This is a genomic window from Mangrovimonas sp. TPBH4 (assembly GCF_001280505.1).
Lineage (GTDB): Bacteria > Bacteroidota > Bacteroidia > Flavobacteriales > Flavobacteriaceae > Mangrovimonas_A.
On the sequence record NZ_LBIO01000040.1, the window covers coordinates 319,546 to 335,715 of the forward strand.

At 39.5% G+C, this 16,170-nt stretch carries 18 protein-coding genes and 1 tRNA gene; 4 read left to right on the forward strand and 15 right to left on the reverse strand.

What is annotated here, in order from left to right; genetic code table 11:
* Positions 1-2: 2 nt before the first annotated feature.
* The 8 genes from ZA05_RS05365 to ZA05_RS05390 form a co-directional block, all read right to left on the reverse strand.
* Entirely contained in the window at positions 3-3,353 is a 3,351-nt protein-coding gene (locus tag ZA05_RS05365; protein WP_082333692.1) for a TonB-dependent receptor, read from the reverse strand.
* A gap of 165 nt (positions 3,354-3,518) precedes the next feature.
* Entirely contained in the window at positions 3,519-4,586 is a 1,068-nt protein-coding gene (locus tag ZA05_RS05370; protein WP_053990645.1) for a FecR family protein, read from the reverse strand.
* Between the two features lie 135 nt (positions 4,587-4,721).
* Complete coding sequence (locus tag ZA05_RS05375; RefSeq protein ID WP_053990646.1) at positions 4,722-5,303, reverse strand: RNA polymerase sigma factor; 582 nt, start codon at positions 5,301-5,303, stop codon at positions 4,722-4,724.
* A 330-nt stretch (positions 5,304-5,633) separates the two neighbouring features.
* Positions 5,634-5,765 (reverse strand): T9SS type A sorting domain-containing protein, encoded by a 132-nt coding sequence (locus tag ZA05_RS18180; protein ID WP_197276050.1) that lies wholly within the window; start codon positions 5,763-5,765, stop codon positions 5,634-5,636.
* Between the two features lie 109 nt (positions 5,766-5,874).
* Entirely contained in the window at positions 5,875-6,462 is a 588-nt protein-coding gene (locus ZA05_RS05380; protein WP_053990647.1) for a FecR family protein, read from the reverse strand.
* Between the two features lie 119 nt (positions 6,463-6,581).
* The gene (locus ZA05_RS05385) at positions 6,582-7,916 is read right to left on the reverse strand and encodes a hypothetical protein (RefSeq protein ID WP_157514537.1); all 1,335 of its coding nucleotides are present in this window, start codon (positions 7,914-7,916) and stop codon (positions 6,582-6,584) included.
* A 9-nt stretch (positions 7,917-7,925) separates the two neighbouring features.
* Entirely contained in the window at positions 7,926-8,048 is a 123-nt protein-coding gene (locus tag ZA05_RS18530) for a hypothetical protein (RefSeq protein WP_255350052.1), read from the reverse strand.
* A gap of 45 nt (positions 8,049-8,093) precedes the next feature.
* Positions 8,094-8,519, reverse strand: coding sequence for a MotA/TolQ/ExbB proton channel family protein (locus ZA05_RS05390; RefSeq protein WP_053990649.1), 426 nt, complete (start codon positions 8,517-8,519; stop codon positions 8,094-8,096).
* A 181-nt stretch (positions 8,520-8,700) separates the two neighbouring features.
* Between ZA05_RS05390 and ZA05_RS05395 the strand changes: the two genes are divergently transcribed.
* Both ZA05_RS05395 and ZA05_RS05400 read left to right on the forward strand, forming a co-directional pair.
* Positions 8,701-9,765, forward strand: coding sequence for a sensor histidine kinase (locus ZA05_RS05395; RefSeq protein WP_053990650.1), 1,065 nt, complete (start codon positions 8,701-8,703; stop codon positions 9,763-9,765).
* Between the two features lie 3 nt (positions 9,766-9,768).
* Positions 9,769-10,485 (forward strand): LytTR family DNA-binding domain-containing protein, encoded by a 717-nt coding sequence (locus ZA05_RS05400; protein WP_053990651.1) that lies wholly within the window; start codon positions 9,769-9,771, stop codon positions 10,483-10,485.
* A gap of 15 nt (positions 10,486-10,500) precedes the next feature.
* Here ZA05_RS05400 and ZA05_RS05405 read toward each other — a convergent pair whose 3' ends face one another.
* The 5 genes from ZA05_RS05405 to ZA05_RS05425 all read right to left on the reverse strand — a co-directional run bounded on the left by ZA05_RS05405 (position 10,501) and on the right by ZA05_RS05425 (position 13,987).
* Positions 10,501-11,244 (reverse strand): hypothetical protein, encoded by a 744-nt coding sequence (locus tag ZA05_RS05405; RefSeq protein WP_053990652.1) that lies wholly within the window; start codon positions 11,242-11,244, stop codon positions 10,501-10,503.
* Between the two features lie 45 nt (positions 11,245-11,289).
* Positions 11,290-12,105, reverse strand: a complete 816-nt coding sequence (locus ZA05_RS05410) for a hypothetical protein (RefSeq protein ID WP_053990653.1) — start codon at positions 12,103-12,105, stop codon at positions 11,290-11,292.
* Between the two features lie 175 nt (positions 12,106-12,280).
* Positions 12,281-12,649, reverse strand: a complete 369-nt coding sequence (locus tag ZA05_RS05415; RefSeq protein ID WP_053990654.1) for a putative signal transducing protein — start codon at positions 12,647-12,649, stop codon at positions 12,281-12,283.
* A 55-nt stretch (positions 12,650-12,704) separates the two neighbouring features.
* Complete coding sequence (locus ZA05_RS05420; protein ID WP_053990655.1) at positions 12,705-12,944, reverse strand: hypothetical protein; 240 nt, start codon at positions 12,942-12,944, stop codon at positions 12,705-12,707.
* A 221-nt stretch (positions 12,945-13,165) separates the two neighbouring features.
* On the reverse strand, positions 13,166-13,987 hold the full coding sequence (locus tag ZA05_RS05425) for a hypothetical protein (RefSeq protein WP_053990656.1): 822 nt from the start codon (positions 13,985-13,987) through the stop codon (positions 13,166-13,168).
* Positions 13,988-14,396: 409 nt separating this feature from the next.
* On the opposite strand from ZA05_RS05425, the gene ZA05_RS05430 reads away from it, so the two are divergent.
* A complete protein-coding gene (locus tag ZA05_RS05430; RefSeq protein WP_053990657.1) occupies positions 14,397-14,909 on the forward strand; it encodes a hypothetical protein in 513 nt (170 codons plus the stop codon).
* 169 nt (positions 14,910-15,078) lie between these two features.
* Here ZA05_RS05430 and ZA05_RS05435 read toward each other — a convergent pair.
* Together ZA05_RS05435 and mce are read right to left on the reverse strand one after the other, a co-directional pair.
* Positions 15,079-15,152 (reverse strand) — tRNA-Ile (locus ZA05_RS05435).
* A gap of 56 nt (positions 15,153-15,208) precedes the next feature.
* A complete protein-coding gene (mce, locus tag ZA05_RS05440; RefSeq protein ID WP_053976571.1) occupies positions 15,209-15,610 on the reverse strand; it encodes a methylmalonyl-CoA epimerase in 402 nt (133 codons plus the stop codon).
* A gap of 112 nt (positions 15,611-15,722) precedes the next feature.
* Here mce and rbfA point away from each other — a divergent pair, with 112 nt between their 5' ends.
* Positions 15,723-16,118 (forward strand): 30S ribosome-binding factor RbfA, encoded by a 396-nt coding sequence (gene rbfA, locus ZA05_RS05445; RefSeq protein ID WP_053990658.1) that lies wholly within the window; start codon positions 15,723-15,725, stop codon positions 16,116-16,118.
* The last annotated feature ends 52 nt before the right edge of the window (positions 16,119-16,170 follow it).

Consider the following 16,170-nt stretch of genomic DNA (forward strand, 5'->3'; position numbering starts at 1 on the left):
GTTTAAAAAGTTATGTTGACTCCTAGCACTGCCTTTCTTGAAATTGGATAAGACCCTTTGTCAACCCCTAAGCTGGACACGGCTCCGGCAGAGGCTTCAGGATCCATTCCAGGATATTTAGTGAACACGAACCAGTCTTCCAAAGACCCGTAAAATCTACAGTTATTGATAAATGTTTTGTCCAACAAAGACTTTGGCAACGAATACCCTAGCTGCAGCTGCTTGATCTTAAAATAAGACCCATCGAAAATAGCGGCATCACTTATCCAATACTTGTCCTCGCCATTAGCGTTAGGCCTAGGTCTGGATGCTGTTGGATTATCCAGTGTCCAACGGTCGTCATAAAAGGTTGTCAATTTATTTCCTCTAGGTCTGTCTGTACGGGTTAAAGCATTGAAAATATCATTCCCTTCAGATCCTGCTCCAAAGGCTGTAAAATCAAATCCCTTGTAGCTAGCCGTTAAGGTAATACCATAGGTAAAATCTGGGATTGCACTTCCGATGGAAGTTTTATCATCATCGTTTATAATACCGTCGGCCATATCTGGTGTTCCATCTCCATCGGTATCAATTGTCAACTGATCCTTAAAAATTGGATCCCCAGTTGCATTATCGATATCCTCCAATTGATACCCTCTAAAGTACCATACTGGGTAACCTTCCTCAAAAGCAGTAATGCCTTGGTTGGTATGGTAGGAAGCTCCTGAAATCCTTGAAATACTAGGATCCAAATAGGTTACCTTATTGTTCAAGGTAGCTAGGTTTCCTCGAATACCATATGAAAATTCATCACCAATAAGGTCGTTCCATCCCAATTCAATCTCAATACCATCATTGCTAACATTACCGGCATTCACCACAGTTGATCCTACACCAGTTTCGTAAGGCGGTGTAATGGCAACTAAGAGATCTTCGGTTTTCTTTTGGAAATAATCATACGAAATGGTCAATCGGTTATTAAAGGCACGAATGTCGAAACCAATATCCAATTGCTCTGAAGTTTCCCAGGTTAAATCATCATTGTTCAAGGTTGAAGGTGATGAAGCCACTTGATATACCAAGGCATTTGAAAATGGATAACTGGACGTAGACCCAATGGCTGCACGGTAGGCAAAGTTACCTAATGGACCGGTACTACCATTTTGCCCCCAACTGGCTCTTATTTTAAAGAAGTCTAAATGTTTTACTTCTGGAAAGAATTCTTCCTTGGTAATGACATATCCTGCAGAAAAGGAAGGGAACGTTCCCCAACGATTGTCTGCTGGTAAAAAGGAGGTATCACTGGCATCACGTCTTACAGAGGCCTGGAACAGGTATTTCTCCAAATAGTTATAACTCAACCTTCCAAAGTAAGATAATTGGCGAGTATAAAAACTGTTTCCTCCTACCGTACGCGTTGCAGAATCCGTGATATAATCCAAATCCCAATATGCAGGGTCATTACGCGTAATTTCATCGGCCCCACCATTAACCGAAGTCGTTTCATTATGTTGATATGAAGTCCCCAACAGGGCAGTAAAATTATGATCCTTTATGTTGAACATATAGTTCATAAAGTTCTCCCATTGGTAATAGATATTGTTGGAAGTAGTTCTGCTAAGATTAATCTTATCCCTGTAAGTCACAGCATTGGCATAATAAATATCGCCAAAGGAATAGTTGTTGGTAAAACCTCCTCGGTACCCTAGTTTGGAAGTAAAGGTAAAACCTTTAAATGGTGTAATATCGGCAAACATTGTCCCTAGGATATTACCTCCATCATTCTTGTTCAGGGAATTGTCCCTCATGATTCCCGGATGCACTTGCTCCGATTCAAAAATTTGGGAAATTCCATAGTAATCTCCATTCTCATTGGTAAGCAATACTTTGCCATTGTCCAATAGATTTTGCATAAACAAAGGAATTTCATCTGGAGCGTATAGATTTGGTGTTAATGGATCCATGGTCAACACGGCAGCCAAAAGGCTTCCATACTCAGAGTTTTCAGAAACAAATTGGCTCTCCCATTTTTCAATGGTATTGGTAGTTCCCACCTTTAACCAATCGTTGATTTTATAATCCCCATTGATCATTCCCGTAACGCGGGTATATACATCGCTATCCCCTTTTACAATCCCATCCTGGTCTAAATACGACAGTGCCAAATAGTAAGACCCGCGGTCATTTCCATTTTGGAAACCAAGATTGTGTTTTTGCATCAAGGAAGTTTCAAAAGCCACATCTACCCAATCGGTATCGGTAACGCCGTCGTATAAGTTGTCAATTTCTCCAGGGGTAATGATATTTCCTTCGGTCATATAATTCACATACTGCTCGGCATTCATTACATCCGGAACATTGCTCAGCTCATTAATAGCATATTGAAAGCTGTAGTCCATTCTCCCAATTCCGGACTTCCCTTTTTTGGTGGTAATAAGGACAACTCCATTACCAGCCTGCGCACCATAAATGGCCGCCGAGGCTGCATCTTTCAAAATCTCAATACTTTCAATATTATTAGGATCGATGGCTCCAATATCCTGGGTTCTTAATCCATCCACCACAAACAATGGATCGGATCCTGAATTGGAACTATATCCACGAATTCTAATGGACGCCGTAGCACCCGGGGCTCCAGAGGTCTGTACCACCTGCACCCCTGCTGCCTTACCCTGTAAAGCCTGCTGGGTATTGATAACCGTTCTGTTTTCCAAATCTTCCGATTTTACTTGGGCTACCGCTCCGGTAAGGTCACTTTTTCGTTGTACCCCATACCCTACTACCACTACTTCTTCTAGGGCAGCAGCGTCCTCCTCCAAGGCAATATTGAAAACGGTTTGGTTGCCTACCACAATTTCCTGAGGTACAAATCCCACATAAGAAATATGTAAGGTAGCGCCAGGATTCACATCGAGGGTGAAATTTCCATCAAAATCTGTAGAGGTTCCATTGCTTGTGCCTTTTTCAATAATATTGGCTCCAAGAAGTGGCATCCCAGATTTATCGGTTACAGTTCCTGAAATGGCAAGTTTTTGAACGGCTTTGGTTTTTGTAGTCTCTTCGATAACGGCTTCAGAAGCTTTTTCCTTAACCACTACTTGACGTTCGTTGATACTATACTCCAATGGATACTTGCCAAAGGCGATATTTAGGATTTCTTCTATGGAAGCCCCTTTGAGCTGAACTGAAATTTTATAATTGCGTTGCAGAATTTCATCATTGTAAAAAAAGACATACTCGCTCTTTTTCTGAATATCATTGAACAACTCTTCAATGGGCACATTAGTTTTGTTAATATCTATTTTCTGTGCGAAAGTGGTATTGGCAAAGGCACTTGTAAGCCCAAAAACCAGTGTTAGCAAAAATATCTTCATAAAAATAATGATGTATTTTCTGAATATCAGTATTTCTCCCCGCAACAGTGGAGCAAAATGATTTTTATTCATAATTTTGTTGTATTAGTTAATTAGTATTACTGACTAAGTGATATTAAGTATACCGGAAGATGTTGGCGCATCTTTCGGTTTTTTTATGAGACACTATTTCATAGGCATTTCTGTTTTAGTGTTATTATGTACGTAAATAGATGTTCCGTTTTTTGTATCGTACTCAAAATCGGTAGACTGCTTAATCAATTCCAGCACTTGCCCTACACTATCCTTCAAATCCAAGTACCCTGAGAATTTTTGGCTCTTTAGTTCCTCATCATCAATTTGAATATCCACATTGTAATATTTGGACAGCCTATTAAGTATATACCCTAGGTTGTCATTTTTAAAGACGATCAAGCCATCTTTCCACAAAAAGTATTTTTTGATATCGGCATCCGCCTTGGTAACAATTGACTTTTTATGCCTGCTGTAGGAGGCCACGTTGCCTGGCAACAAGGTTACCGATTCTGTTTTTGTAAGTAAGCCTGGTTTGTGGTAGCTAATTTTAACCTTTCCACTTTGAAGTGCTGTATTTACAGAAGGTTCATCGGCATAACTGCTCACGTTAAAAACGGTACCCAACACTTCTATTTCTTGACCTTCTGTAAGTACAATAAATGGATGCTCCTTGTCATGAGCCACATCAAAGGCTGCTTCCCCTTCCAAATAAACCGTTCTTGTGTCTTCCTTGAATTCTGATGGGTAAATCAATTTAGATCCAGAATTCACCCAAATTTTGGTCCCGTCGGACAATTGTAATTCGGTACGTCTTCCATATGGCACTACTAAGGTGTTCATTACAGAAGCCATATCTTTTTCTACACTTTTATCATTTCCAATGGTAATTTTGTTGGATTGCTTGTTATAGGAAATCACCTGATCCTCTTCACCTACCGAAATGGTGCGTTCCTGCAACACCAAACTTACCTCTGAAATAGAATCTACCTCCAAACTTTTGGCCAATTTGGTATAAGTCCCCACTTGTTTATCGGTTGTAAAGAATACAGTTTTGGCACCAATGCCCAAACCAATTATTAAAGAAGCGGCAATTGACACTCTAGCCATCAAACGTTTTCGTTTGTACTGATGTACCGACTTAAAAATGCGTTTTTTAAGCTGATATTTTTCGTCTTCCGAAAAGGAGTCTACAGGTGCTTTTTTATGGAATTCTGTCATAATACTTTATATAAAAAACTCAAGGGTCTTTATTACATAAAGTCTGACATTGATAATTTATAGACAGAAAAATTTAGGAATTTTTAAAAAAAAGCACTAAAAAATACGTTTTTAGGATATTACAATGTTTTCGTATTATGAAATCATCAATAATACACACAGTAACAAGAAGGCTTTTCTAAGAGATTTCAAGCCTCTGTAAATAATGGTTCTTGAGGTTTCCACATTCACATTCATGATATCTGCAATCTCCTCGTAATTTTTATTCTGAATAAATTTTAGGATGACACCTTGCTTTTGCCTTTTGGGAAGTAGGTTTAAGGCCTGCATCAATTTGCTGGAATTCTCCTTGCTAATTTCATCCAAGATTACCAGATCTTCAATAGATTGTTCCTTTTGCCTTCCATAATCCTTGTTGAGGGTATAAACTTCTTGGCTTTGGGATTTTTTGAATTCTGGATTTTTTAAGATTTTATTCTTGAGCGCCCGCAACAAATAGAATTTTACACTATCGGTTTCCGAAAGGTTTTTACGGTATTTATAAAGATCCAAAAACAAATCGTGAATACTATCCTTCACCACAGCGTCCTTAGAACTGATCTTGCACCCATACAAATATAGCTCATCCACATACCTATCGTACAAGGTACCTAGAGCAAGGGTGGAACCTTCCTTTAATTGGCTCCAAAGTGATTTATCAGAACAATCTGTGGTCAATGGGCGCTTTAGTTAGTAAAAAGAAATGTTAGCTTAGGGTCAATAAACTTCGCTTTAAAAAATGAATTTTGCAAAAAAAATGCATGAAAAATATATAATCCACAATTTAAAACGAGTAACTTTTTAAAAATTTGTTGGAAAATAAAATCAGCCGCTCCACTAATCACCTATTAATAAACAACATAAAAAAGTATCAACCTAAATTCGGGAGGCATAAGGGTCTGTACTATTTTATTTACTTATCTCATGGTATCCAAAGACAAACTAAGCCACAAAAAAGCCTATCAAATAATTTGATAGGCTTTTTAGATTTTGAAAAGTAAAACTTCCTTAATTCTTGATAAATTTTAGAATTTCTCCATTTTCCAATTGAATAAAGTACATCCCATTTGGGTAATTGGAAACATCAATCGCCTCGTTTCCAGTCACAACTCCTTTTCCTACTTCTGCTCCAAGGAGCAATATTCAATAGTGTTTTGGTTCTATCTGCTTTCATCACAGGAATTATTCACGGCATGAAAAATCCAAAGTTTAAGGTAAAAGATTTAAAATCAATTTATATACAAAATACTTACTTTATCTTTTTCAATTCCTTTTTAAGATCCTTTCCAATCTTACGAGACTCCTTTTGTAATTGCTTGCCTCCTTTTTTCAATTCTCTTTTTAAGGCCCTCAAATCTTTGGAAAGCCGCTTGGTCCAGTGTTGGTGTTTAAATTCAGCCTTACCCAATTCAACTCCCTTTTTGAGATCCCTTACGAAAGCTTTTTGACCTCGCTTAATATCCTTTGCAACCTGGCTTGTTTTTAGTTGCACAAGGCCTCTTTCAACCTCCACTTCCAAGGCTTCCACTGTGGCTTTTACATTAAACTCCGTTCCCAATACCTCAACCATACCATATTCGGTGGTTACCGTAAACGGCACCGCGCCCTTCTCCACAATATAAAACACTTCTCCTGTTTGGGTAATGGCACGCTCCTCAAATCCCTCATCAAAGCTGATGGAGCTATCACTGTTCAACAAGGCAATGGACCCATCGGGCAGGCTCACTAACTCCAATTCATCTGCATTGGTTTTGATGGCTGTGTTGCAAGACTGTAATAAAAAAGCCAACACACATAAGGATAAAAGAATTCGTTTGGTGGAGATACAAATTTCCATTAGCTAAGTAAATTTAAGAGATGATAGGGCAAATCTATAAAAGTGTAAAAACGAACCTTACCCTTTCATTTCGACCTAAAAATAAACAAACCCAAATAACTTTTTAGTCTAAAAACAACTTATCGTTCTTCTCCTCCCTCATAAACCCGCAGTTCCAACAAGTCATAAACAACACTAAGCTTTTCAGGCTCAGTATCGGACAACTGCTTTAAATGGGTATCAAAAAAAGACGCGACAAGCGAACTGCTTATCTCCATGCCTTCATAAGGATCTATAGTTCCAGTGCCAGCAAGCGCAGGCACGGGCACCATAAACGGAATGTCCATAAAATTGGGATGTCCGGACTGCCGGAGTTTGCATTCATAAAACAAATCTTGACTCTTATGCGCGTACACATGGGCATTGATATCTTCATGCTCTGCAGGCCAATCGGCAGAAAGATAGAGATACGGTACATGGTAACTGCTGTCTATCATGGTCCCCCACTGAATCCCATCCAAATTGGCCGCTGCTTTTATGCGCTTGTCGTTCATGGCCACCTTCCCTGCCGCACCACCTCCTACCGAATGCCCAAAAACCCCAAGCCGTTCCAAATCCAAGGCTCCTTTTAGTGGTCCTTTGGCATTCCATTCCTCCAATAAATCTATGGTGCCTATCATATCCTGAGCCCAACGCTCTTGAATAGCGCCTTCAAAATAATCCTTGATAGCTTCCCTAACAACAGGATGCCGCTCCTCATAATTCAATCCTTGTTTAAAGGCGTTCGCAATCGGTTCTATAGTCTCCATGGCATTGGCCGAAATCCTTCTTTGGTAGTCATAATCAAAAGAAGCAGAGTGTCCATCCGGAAAGCTCACCCCCAAACTTTCATAAGTATGGTTCATATTCACAACAATATATCCTTGACTGGCCAACTCCGTCAACAAAGCATAATACCCTGTGGCCTTCGAGCCATACCCGTGCGAAAACAACAACACAGGAAAGCGTCCATTGGCCACCGAAATCCCGGGATACACATACGTCTGCACCTTATCCAAATAATCCAAGGCCGCTGGCGGCAAGCCGTATTTGGTAGCAAACCCCGCCCTGCTTGCCTGGTCCACATAAGGTTCTGCTTTCATATTCGTGATATCCGCCTCACTGGGGTACCAAATCTTATACAACAGTTCCCTTTTATCATTGGGGTCTTCGGTAATTTCTTCGTCCCTATCGGTCTGCTCATAAATCAAGGCCGTCCCCACTTGATAGGAACCTTTCGGCTCTGGTAACGAAAACACCGGCAATACCATAGGCAGCACCCATCCTATTACCAACAACAAACACAACAAAACATACCCAAGACCTCGAAGCCACGAGAACTTAACAGGGGCAAAACCATCCACTGCCTTCAGCCGCCACGCTACAAGAACCAACAACACATAGGCCGGAACCATCTGCCAGCGCCACCCTTCCACAATCAAGTGCTAGGCCAACAACAAACCTAAAAACAATAAGAGATAATCGGCATGGATACGGCGCAACAAAGGACGCTTCACAAAAGGCAATAGGGTGACTGCCGCCAACAGGAGGATTTCAAAAATTCTCATAAACAATAAAGAAGCTCTAATTAAAACAAAGTGAAGACAAGCAGTTTATGCCTTAGGCTCTTGGTTGGCAATCAAACCTCTCAACACCAAAATCCCCAATCGGCAAACCACAAAGGTAAACAGGCCAAAAGTAGCCGTAAGCAAGGACACCTTTAGGCCACCAGCAAAAATAGCAGGTTCGGCATCGCCCATGGCTTCAATGGAATCAAAGGCCATTATCAAACCAATAATGGAGCCCATAAAGCCAACCACCAAGCCCAACAGGCTGCTATCGATAGCCAACCGCAGCATTTTTTGCGACTGCTCCAAATGGCCTTTCAAGCCCATAAAGCCTCTCGCCAAAAAGAACAGCGACATCACAAAACAGATTAAAATAAGTGACATCATAAGCGGACCACCTTCATTAAAGCGATCTACAATAGAGCCAAAGATTAAAAAGCGACTGAAAACATACATTGCTAAAAGGTTCATAACGTTCGTTTTTTGAATAATTACACCCCAAACTTACGCCATACAGGCACAAGATAATCCAAAATGCGACGAACAACCAAATTAGCTCCCAATATAACCGCAGGTCGAATCCCCTGCTAAATTGGTCATCCGTCTACAAAAGCAACCATCCTGCCAAAAAGTGTTGTATCATTGTAGGGTGATGAGCAGCCTCCTTTCAAAACAAATCCTTTTAAAAGCCTTGGCGCGCAGCCTTAAGCACCTCCTATTTTGGTGCTTGGTCCTGCTGTTCTTTACCTATTTCTTTGGCTCACAAAGCAAGGATTTCCACAACGCCCTCTTGTTTTCGGCCTTTTTAATGCCCATTACCATCGCCACCACCTACGTGTCCATTTACAAACTCATTCCAGAGTATTTAATTCCCAAGCGTTATGGCAAATTTGCCCTTTATAGCTGCTATACGCTCATCATTTCCGGCTACCTCATCATGCTCTCCATTTTCTTTAGCTTGATCTATCTGGCCCACTTCAATTACAACGAGATGAACCCCGTTACCAAAAACATCATCCTGGTAACTTCTGGCGTGTATTTAATTGTCATTTTGGTAAGCGCCTACAAACTCTTGCAGCTCAATTTGGAACATGCCGAAAGAACCAAAAAGCTCCAAACCCAAATTCTAGAAACCCAACTAAAGCTCAAGGAACAGGAACTGCAGTACCTTAAAATGCAAATCCACCCCCACTTTCTGTTCAATACCCTCAACACCCTATACGGTTTTGCCCTTAGGAAGGCCGAAGAAACCCCAGAAATGATCCTAAAGCTCTCCAACCTCTTGGATTATTTGCTGTATCAGGCCGACAAACCTTTCGTATTGCTAACAGAAGAAATAGAACACATTAAAGACTATATTGCCTTAGAGGAAATGCGCTTCAACGAAACCCTGAAGCTGCAGTTCACCAACAACAACATCCCCGAAACCCTCACCATGGCCCCCATGGTATTGGTACCCTTTGTAGAAAACAGCTTTAAGCACGGCTCCCTCCACCAAGGCAAGCTCCATATCAACATCCATTTGGAATGCCAGGGCCAAACCCTGCATTTCAACATAGACAACACCCACAAAAAAGGGCATACCTCCTCCAAAAAAGGCATCGGACTGGAAAACATCAAAAAACGACTTAATTTATTGTATAAAGACAACTACACCCTGCATATCCAAAATGAAAGTGATATTTTTAAGGTGCAGTTACAACTACAGTTACACTAGCACGTGCACAACCAAAACACCATATCCTGTATCATTGTAGATGACGAAGCCATTGCCAGGGAAGTCATCCAGACCCACCTGTCCAAAATCCCCAATATAAACGTGGTGGCCAGTTGCAGCAGCGCCATAGAGGCCTTTCAGTGCATTCGTGAGCAGGAAGTAGATGTGGTGTTTCTGGACATCAACATGCCTGAGATATCAGGGATTGCCTTTGCCAAGTCCATCAACAAAAACATCAAGATCATCTTTACCACCGCCTATAGGGACTATGCCGTAGAAGGCTTCGAGCTCCAGGCTGTTGATTACCTTCTAAAGCCCATTTCCTTTGACAGGTTACTAAAGGCCGTCAACAACTATTTTGAAACCCATACCCAAAACAATCCTAGCCCATCAGCACCAACAGAAGTACCCAACTTTATGTTTGTTAGGGCCGACAGACGCATGATAAAAATAGATTTTGAAGCCATTACCTATATTGAAAGCTATAGCGACTACCTAAAAATACATCTGGGCCACCAAACCATCGTCACCCGCGAAACCATTAGCGCTATTGAAGCCAAACTACCCGCAGAGAAATTTTTGCGCATCCACCGGTCCTACATCATCGCCATCAAACACATTGCCTCCTTTACCAACGACGAAATCATCGTTCAAAACAAGGCCCTGTCCATCAGCCGTAGCTATAAAAAAGACGTGTTAAGTGTGTTGGAGAGGTTTTAACTGTTACATAACTCCTTAATCACAAAAAAAATTCTCAATTGGTTTGTATCTAAACTCCACGTATATATGTTTATATTTTTTGGATGCCTCCAAAATTTTAGAATCCTTCAACAAAATATCTAGAGTCTTCTTATCTCCCTTAATGTTTACCAAATCAAACACTCCATCTTTACTAGTTATTCTTCCTGGCTCATACTCCGTTGTATCCAATTTAATCCTCGCTCTACCTTTACATTCCAAAGAGTTTCCTAAAATAACATTAGGGTTTAGTCTTCCTAGTTTAAACAGGCTATAGTTATCATCAATTCCATACATCTCATCAAACTGAAAATCATAATAATCATTAGGCGACAGCAATAAATCCCCGTCCTTATTCCATAAAATATCACCTCCTTTGAGAGGTACATAAGAGGCATTGTCATCTATTCCATCTGGACCTATATGATAAAAACCTTTAAACACCTTTAATGCTTTTGATTCAACACCCGAATTCAACTTAATGTCTGCTTTAATAAGTTGCTCCCTCAACACATCATTTTTTCCAGCCAAAAAAGAATTAAAGTCTTCTTCATCAAAACTATAATCTGTTCTTGTTAAATAAAACAACTGATAATATTTACCTAAAGAGTCTTGATTAATCTTTTGAAGCTCATGCTCAATTAAATAGAATTTTACATGCTTACCAAAAAAAGCATGAAGAATCGCATAAAACAGTAAACTACATAATCCCAAATAAACAAATACTTTCTTATAACTCATACACTAATTAGTCAATAATTTTAAAGTGAATTAAAAAGAAAACAACTAGTCAGCCACACCATCAAAACCTCCGGAATCTGCGTAGCCACCACCATAATCGCTATAACCGCCACCGTAGTCACTGTAGCCACCGCCATAACTATCCCCGCCTCCAAAGTCATCATAGCCTCCAACATCATCGGAATCATAGTCATCATACCCAAAATCAAATTCAAAGTCATCATCGGAATCGTCAAAATCAAACTCGAAATCATCATCTTCTTCATAGGTTTCATCCAGCACGCTAAAATCCCTATCAAATCCATTGCGGTAATAAACTAGTACAGGGATGGGCCTTCCTTTAAGTCGTCTTTTAGTCTCCTTTATAGATATACGCTCCAATTCCAGTTTGCCAATTCCTACCCAAACCCTTTTATCTGGGCAATTAGCTTTTGGAAACCCATAAGTGTAGTGCTTGCCAGCAATAACATATTCTTGAAACACACGATACCTCCCATTCTCAAAACCGGATGTCAACACTACTTCAGAACCTAATGTTTCTTTAGGGGACACTTCTTCCTTAGGCGAGGATTCCGTTTTAGGACTTATAACTGTAGGTGTAACGTTTCGGGCTGCAATTGCTATGGCCGCTAGTTGCGCATCCGCTTCTTCAGCAGAAACAAGAGATCCTTCTTTTGTTTTCTCATCAGACAAAGTCAGAGCATTTGTAGATGCAACCCCAGCCTCGATAAATGAATCTGATTGGATAGACTCCGAAGAATTATTATCTCCGTCATCTTCAATAAGTGCACTAGACGATGTTAACGCCTCCAAACTCCAAAAGAACAAAGCAACCACTACAAGTAATATCAGTCCAATCATAAATTTCCTATTTCAATCTAAATTCTTTGGAGCAGTCAAAGCACCAACGGTCCTTCTTTTTTAATAGCAAAGGAAAGCCCAGCAAAAGAAATGAAATCGCAAAGGCTTTTTTGGAGAAGTAAGGTTTTGAAACATCCTCACTTTTACAATATGGGCAACAAGGTTTTTGCATAAGCTATTTGCTTACAAAAATGATGGCTACCCAAACTAAAAAAACGAATACCAAAATAAACACAATGCCAATGGTAATTTTTAAAAGACTGGTCACTTTTTGCCCCATTAAACGCTGCTCTTCGCTCAGCTCCCCATCATGGATTAAAAATTTTCGATATCCTAAATTAACAAGGATATCAATCGCCTCCTGGGCATGAACCTCGGGAACTTCCAATCGAATACCTCCAATGGCATTGGAAATAAAATTATGGACCTGAACCGTAAGTTCGTCCCTAACCTGATAAGGTATATCGTTCTCTTCAAGTAAAGTTTTGGCCACCGCCAACTCCGAAGGATAGGAAAAGGCAGCAATAAGTATATAGTTGGTCATGTAATAATGGGGTGTGGTTGATTGTAATTTCTTACGTAAGAAAGAAACTTAAACTCTAATATGCAAATAAAACATCAAATCCTATAACAAAATAGTAGTTGGTCCAAACCATAGAAAACATACTTCCTAAAATAAAAAGCGCCCACCTGACTCTATGGCTTGAATATTTAACACCATCATGAAACCCTTGATAAACCATCTCCAACAACCAACTTAAAGTATAGCACAAATTAGCCCCAATAACAAAAACTATAGCGTCCTTAACGATGACATCCTCCCCTAGAATGCTTCTCATGGGGTAATCTCAATAACTATATATTGAAAAAACAGACGCCCCAACAATCAGAACATTATAAAGAACTCGTCGTTTTTCCCACCATAGAATTAGGCCTTTTATATTTGAATTTTTTGAAAATAGCATTTTCAAATTTTAACCACTTTAGTTTTTAAAAATCGTTAGTTCTAAATCTTGACAGAAATTGAAAGAACGTTTCCATGATAATAATCATCAATTCATTAATAATAAACAATCTTTGCTAAGCTATTTATTTCTTTCCCATTCAAAATTCCAAGGTCGGTTTCTTCCTCACTTTGGTAAATCCTATAAATTCGTATCGGTAAGGAATCTTGTTTTTCTTCTCTAAATCTTTCAGGCAAATGTTTGGCAATAGTTGCAAACTCCACGGGAACGGTTACTTTCAATTTTTGGGTTATAACTGAATCTGGAATCTCTTTATCTGCAAAGACCCTCAAATGAAATTTTCGGTCCAACAGAAGTGCATGTGTTTCTATTTGATCTTCCTCAGAAGGCGCTATACTATCTTTAAAGCCCTCAATATCGTACCTCAAATTATTTAGGTTATCAGTGAGTTCGGTTCTAGCAACCATCTTACCATTAGAAACTCCAATAAATACTTTCAGTCCGTAAATTGGGTCTGTATCTAAAAGCTCCACCTCGTTGTCTTCTGGTAAAAAAAATTCAATTTTGTATCTCCTATTAAGATACTCCAAGTAATTGTTTGCCCTTAGCAAATGCATCTTAAATTCTCCCTTTTCAGTCCTAAAATCACCAAATAAGGTATCGCCATTCCTTGAAAGATTGTAATAAACAGACACATTACTTAAAGAATCAAGCACTGTGACGTTTGAAATATTAAAGTCAATTTTAGACTCTGTCGCATTCCAATCAACAGTTTTTTTGGAGTCCTCAATAACCAAAAGACTATCCGAATAAAAATACAATCGAGTGAACCCATTATTTTCCAAACCATACCACTTACCGAGGAGCTTTTTTTCGGAAGCGTTCTGTCCACAGGATAAAACTAGAAGGAAATTCAAAAAGACTAATATGTAATTTCTTCCCTTCAAATTATTGTTAGTATAAAGATATTGACTTATGCATAGGGACTAAGAGTTAGAAGCTAATATACCACAAAACCCATAAATCTGTAACTGTAAACCTACAAAACTTTATAATCATTAAAATCATCAGTGTCTTACGACGGAATACAACTTACAAGCCCTTCACTTATTATAACCTGAATTTGACTAAGACATTATTCGTCCAAAGTCCTTTCTCTACCAAATATGCCAAAGCCTAACACCAACAAGCACCAACCCACTCCCTCTTTGAAGGGAGATGTAAAAACGGTCCCATCCCTCCCCACAAAAATTGCCACACTTTCACTATCTTTAAGGCACACCACTCCAAAATACTTAAACTAACCCACGGCACACATTGTACAACATGAGCTTAGAGTTAGCAATCAATCTATTAACATCCATTGGGGTCATCATTTCGGTAATCTTCCTTGCCATAGAAATCAAAAAGAACACCCAGGCCGTCCGCTCCAACTTCTACGACTCCTTTGCCAATTCCAATAGGGAATTCCTCCACCAATTAATTGTAGATAAAGACCTTGGAAAACTGTTCGAAAAAGGCACCAAGTCCTGGAACACCCTAAATGAAGACGATAAAAGAACCTCCAATTTTCTGTACATACAACTCTTCCGTATTTGGGAAAACCTCTATTACCAAAACAAGATGAATGTCCTCGAGCCCTGGCTTTGGGTAAGCAACAGGAATACCATCATTTCCTATTTCCACCTTAAGGGCATACAGGAATGGTGGCAAATCCGCCGGCAATCCTTCTCTAAAGAGTTTGTAGAATTCTTGGAACAATCCAAAAAACCAGAAAACCAAATCAAGGTTATTGAAGATTTAATAACCACTACTACAAAGGATTCAAACAACAAGTAACAAACTTAACGGACTATTACATACCCTTACTAAGATCAAGTTCAGGCACTCGAACCTAAAATCCAAACAACCACATAGAAAAACTCAAAAGATACCTAGTGTCAATACAGGGCAGAAAAAAAGCGCTGTAAATCTTTCAATTCAGCAGCGCTTCTATCAAGTATTTCTGTGGTCCCACTTGGGCTCGAACCAAGGACTTTCTGATTATGAGTCAGATACTCTAACCAACTGAGTTATAGGACCTGAAATTGGAGTGCAATATTACTACTAATTTTATTATACTGCAAACCTTTTTTTAATTACTTGATGTCTTGACAAAGCTCCACCAATACACCGTTTGTGGATTTGGGATGCAAAAACGCCACTAACTTATTGTCAGCCCCTTTTTTAGGTATTGGGTTCAAAACTGTAAAGCCTTCTTTGGTTAGTCTTGCGATTTCCTGTTCAATATCATCCACCGCAAAAGCGATATGGTGAATCCCCTCCCCTTTTTTCTCAATAAACTTGGCAATGGGGCTGTCTGGATTACTGGCTTCTAGCAGTTCTATCTTGTTGGGACCTGATTGGAAAAAGGAGGTCTTCACACCTTCACTTTCCACGGTTTCCTCTTTATACTTTGGCACGCCCAATAAGGCTTCAAACAAAGGATTGGACACTTCCAAATCCTTAACGGCAATACCAATGTGTTCTATTTTATTCATTTTAAGTTTGTTTTCTATCTGAGGGGCAAATTTAATGGGACTAAAAATAAGATATTCCTCAAATATGCTCTATTTTTGCAGTGTATTTCCTAATTTATAAAACCTAAACACGTTGGAAGAGAGTCAAAGACAGAAAAAAATTGGAGGTGTTTTACAGGAAGATCTTGTAGACGTATTACAGGGCGCTGCCACAAAAGGAGGCCTTAGAGGCATTATTATTTCGGTAAGCAAGGTCAAGGTCACTACAGATTTATCCGTTGCCAAAGTCTATTTAAGCATTTTCCCTAACGAAAAGGGTCAGGAACTTTTGGAAGGTATTCGTTCCAACACACCGTTGATTCGTCACGAGTTGGCGCAGCGCACCAAAAACCAATTACGCCGTATGCCTAATTTGGAATTCTTTATCGACGATTCTTTGGAATATATAGACCGTATTGAACAGTCCCTAAAAGGCGAAGACAACCCGATTGAAAATCCAGACCTTTTGGACAAACGCAAAAAATCATAATCATGACCACTCCACTCGGAGTGGTTTTTCTTTAATACCCACTTTTCGGTTA

What these genes read in the sequence shown, in the direction of transcription:
- ZA05_RS05365 (WP_082333692.1), bottom strand. Translation starts at nt 3,353, where the DNA reads ATGAAGATATTTTTGCTAACACTGGTTTTTGGGCTTACAAGTGCCTTT.
- ZA05_RS05370 (WP_053990645.1), bottom strand. Translation starts at nt 4,586, where the DNA reads ATGACAGAATTCCATAAAAAAGCACCTGTAGACTCCTTTTCGGAAGAC.
- ZA05_RS05380 (WP_053990647.1), bottom strand. Translation starts at nt 6,462, where the DNA reads ATGGAAATTTGTATCTCCACCAAACGAATTCTTTTATCCTTATGTGTG.
- ZA05_RS18530 (WP_255350052.1), bottom strand. Translation starts at nt 8,048, where the DNA reads ATGAGAATTTTTGAAATCCTCCTGTTGGCGGCAGTCACCCTATTGCCT.
- ZA05_RS05390 (WP_053990649.1), bottom strand. Translation starts at nt 8,519, where the DNA reads ATGAACCTTTTAGCAATGTATGTTTTCAGTCGCTTTTTAATCTTTGGC.
- ZA05_RS05395 (WP_053990650.1), top strand. Translation starts at nt 8,701, where the DNA reads ATGAGCAGCCTCCTTTCAAAACAAATCCTTTTAAAAGCCTTGGCGCGC.
- ZA05_RS05405 (WP_053990652.1), bottom strand. Translation starts at nt 11,244, where the DNA reads ATGAGTTATAAGAAAGTATTTGTTTATTTGGGATTATGTAGTTTACTG.
- ZA05_RS05410 (WP_053990653.1), bottom strand. Translation starts at nt 12,105, where the DNA reads ATGATTGGACTGATATTACTTGTAGTGGTTGCTTTGTTCTTTTGGAGT.
- ZA05_RS05415 (WP_053990654.1), bottom strand. Translation starts at nt 12,649, where the DNA reads ATGACCAACTATATACTTATTGCTGCCTTTTCCTATCCTTCGGAGTTG.
- ZA05_RS05420 (WP_053990655.1), bottom strand. Translation starts at nt 12,944, where the DNA reads ATGAGAAGCATTCTAGGGGAGGATGTCATCGTTAAGGACGCTATAGTT.
- ZA05_RS05430 (WP_053990657.1), top strand. Translation starts at nt 14,397, where the DNA reads ATGAGCTTAGAGTTAGCAATCAATCTATTAACATCCATTGGGGTCATC.
- mce (WP_053976571.1), bottom strand. Translation starts at nt 15,610, where the DNA reads ATGAATAAAATAGAACACATTGGTATTGCCGTTAAGGATTTGGAAGTG.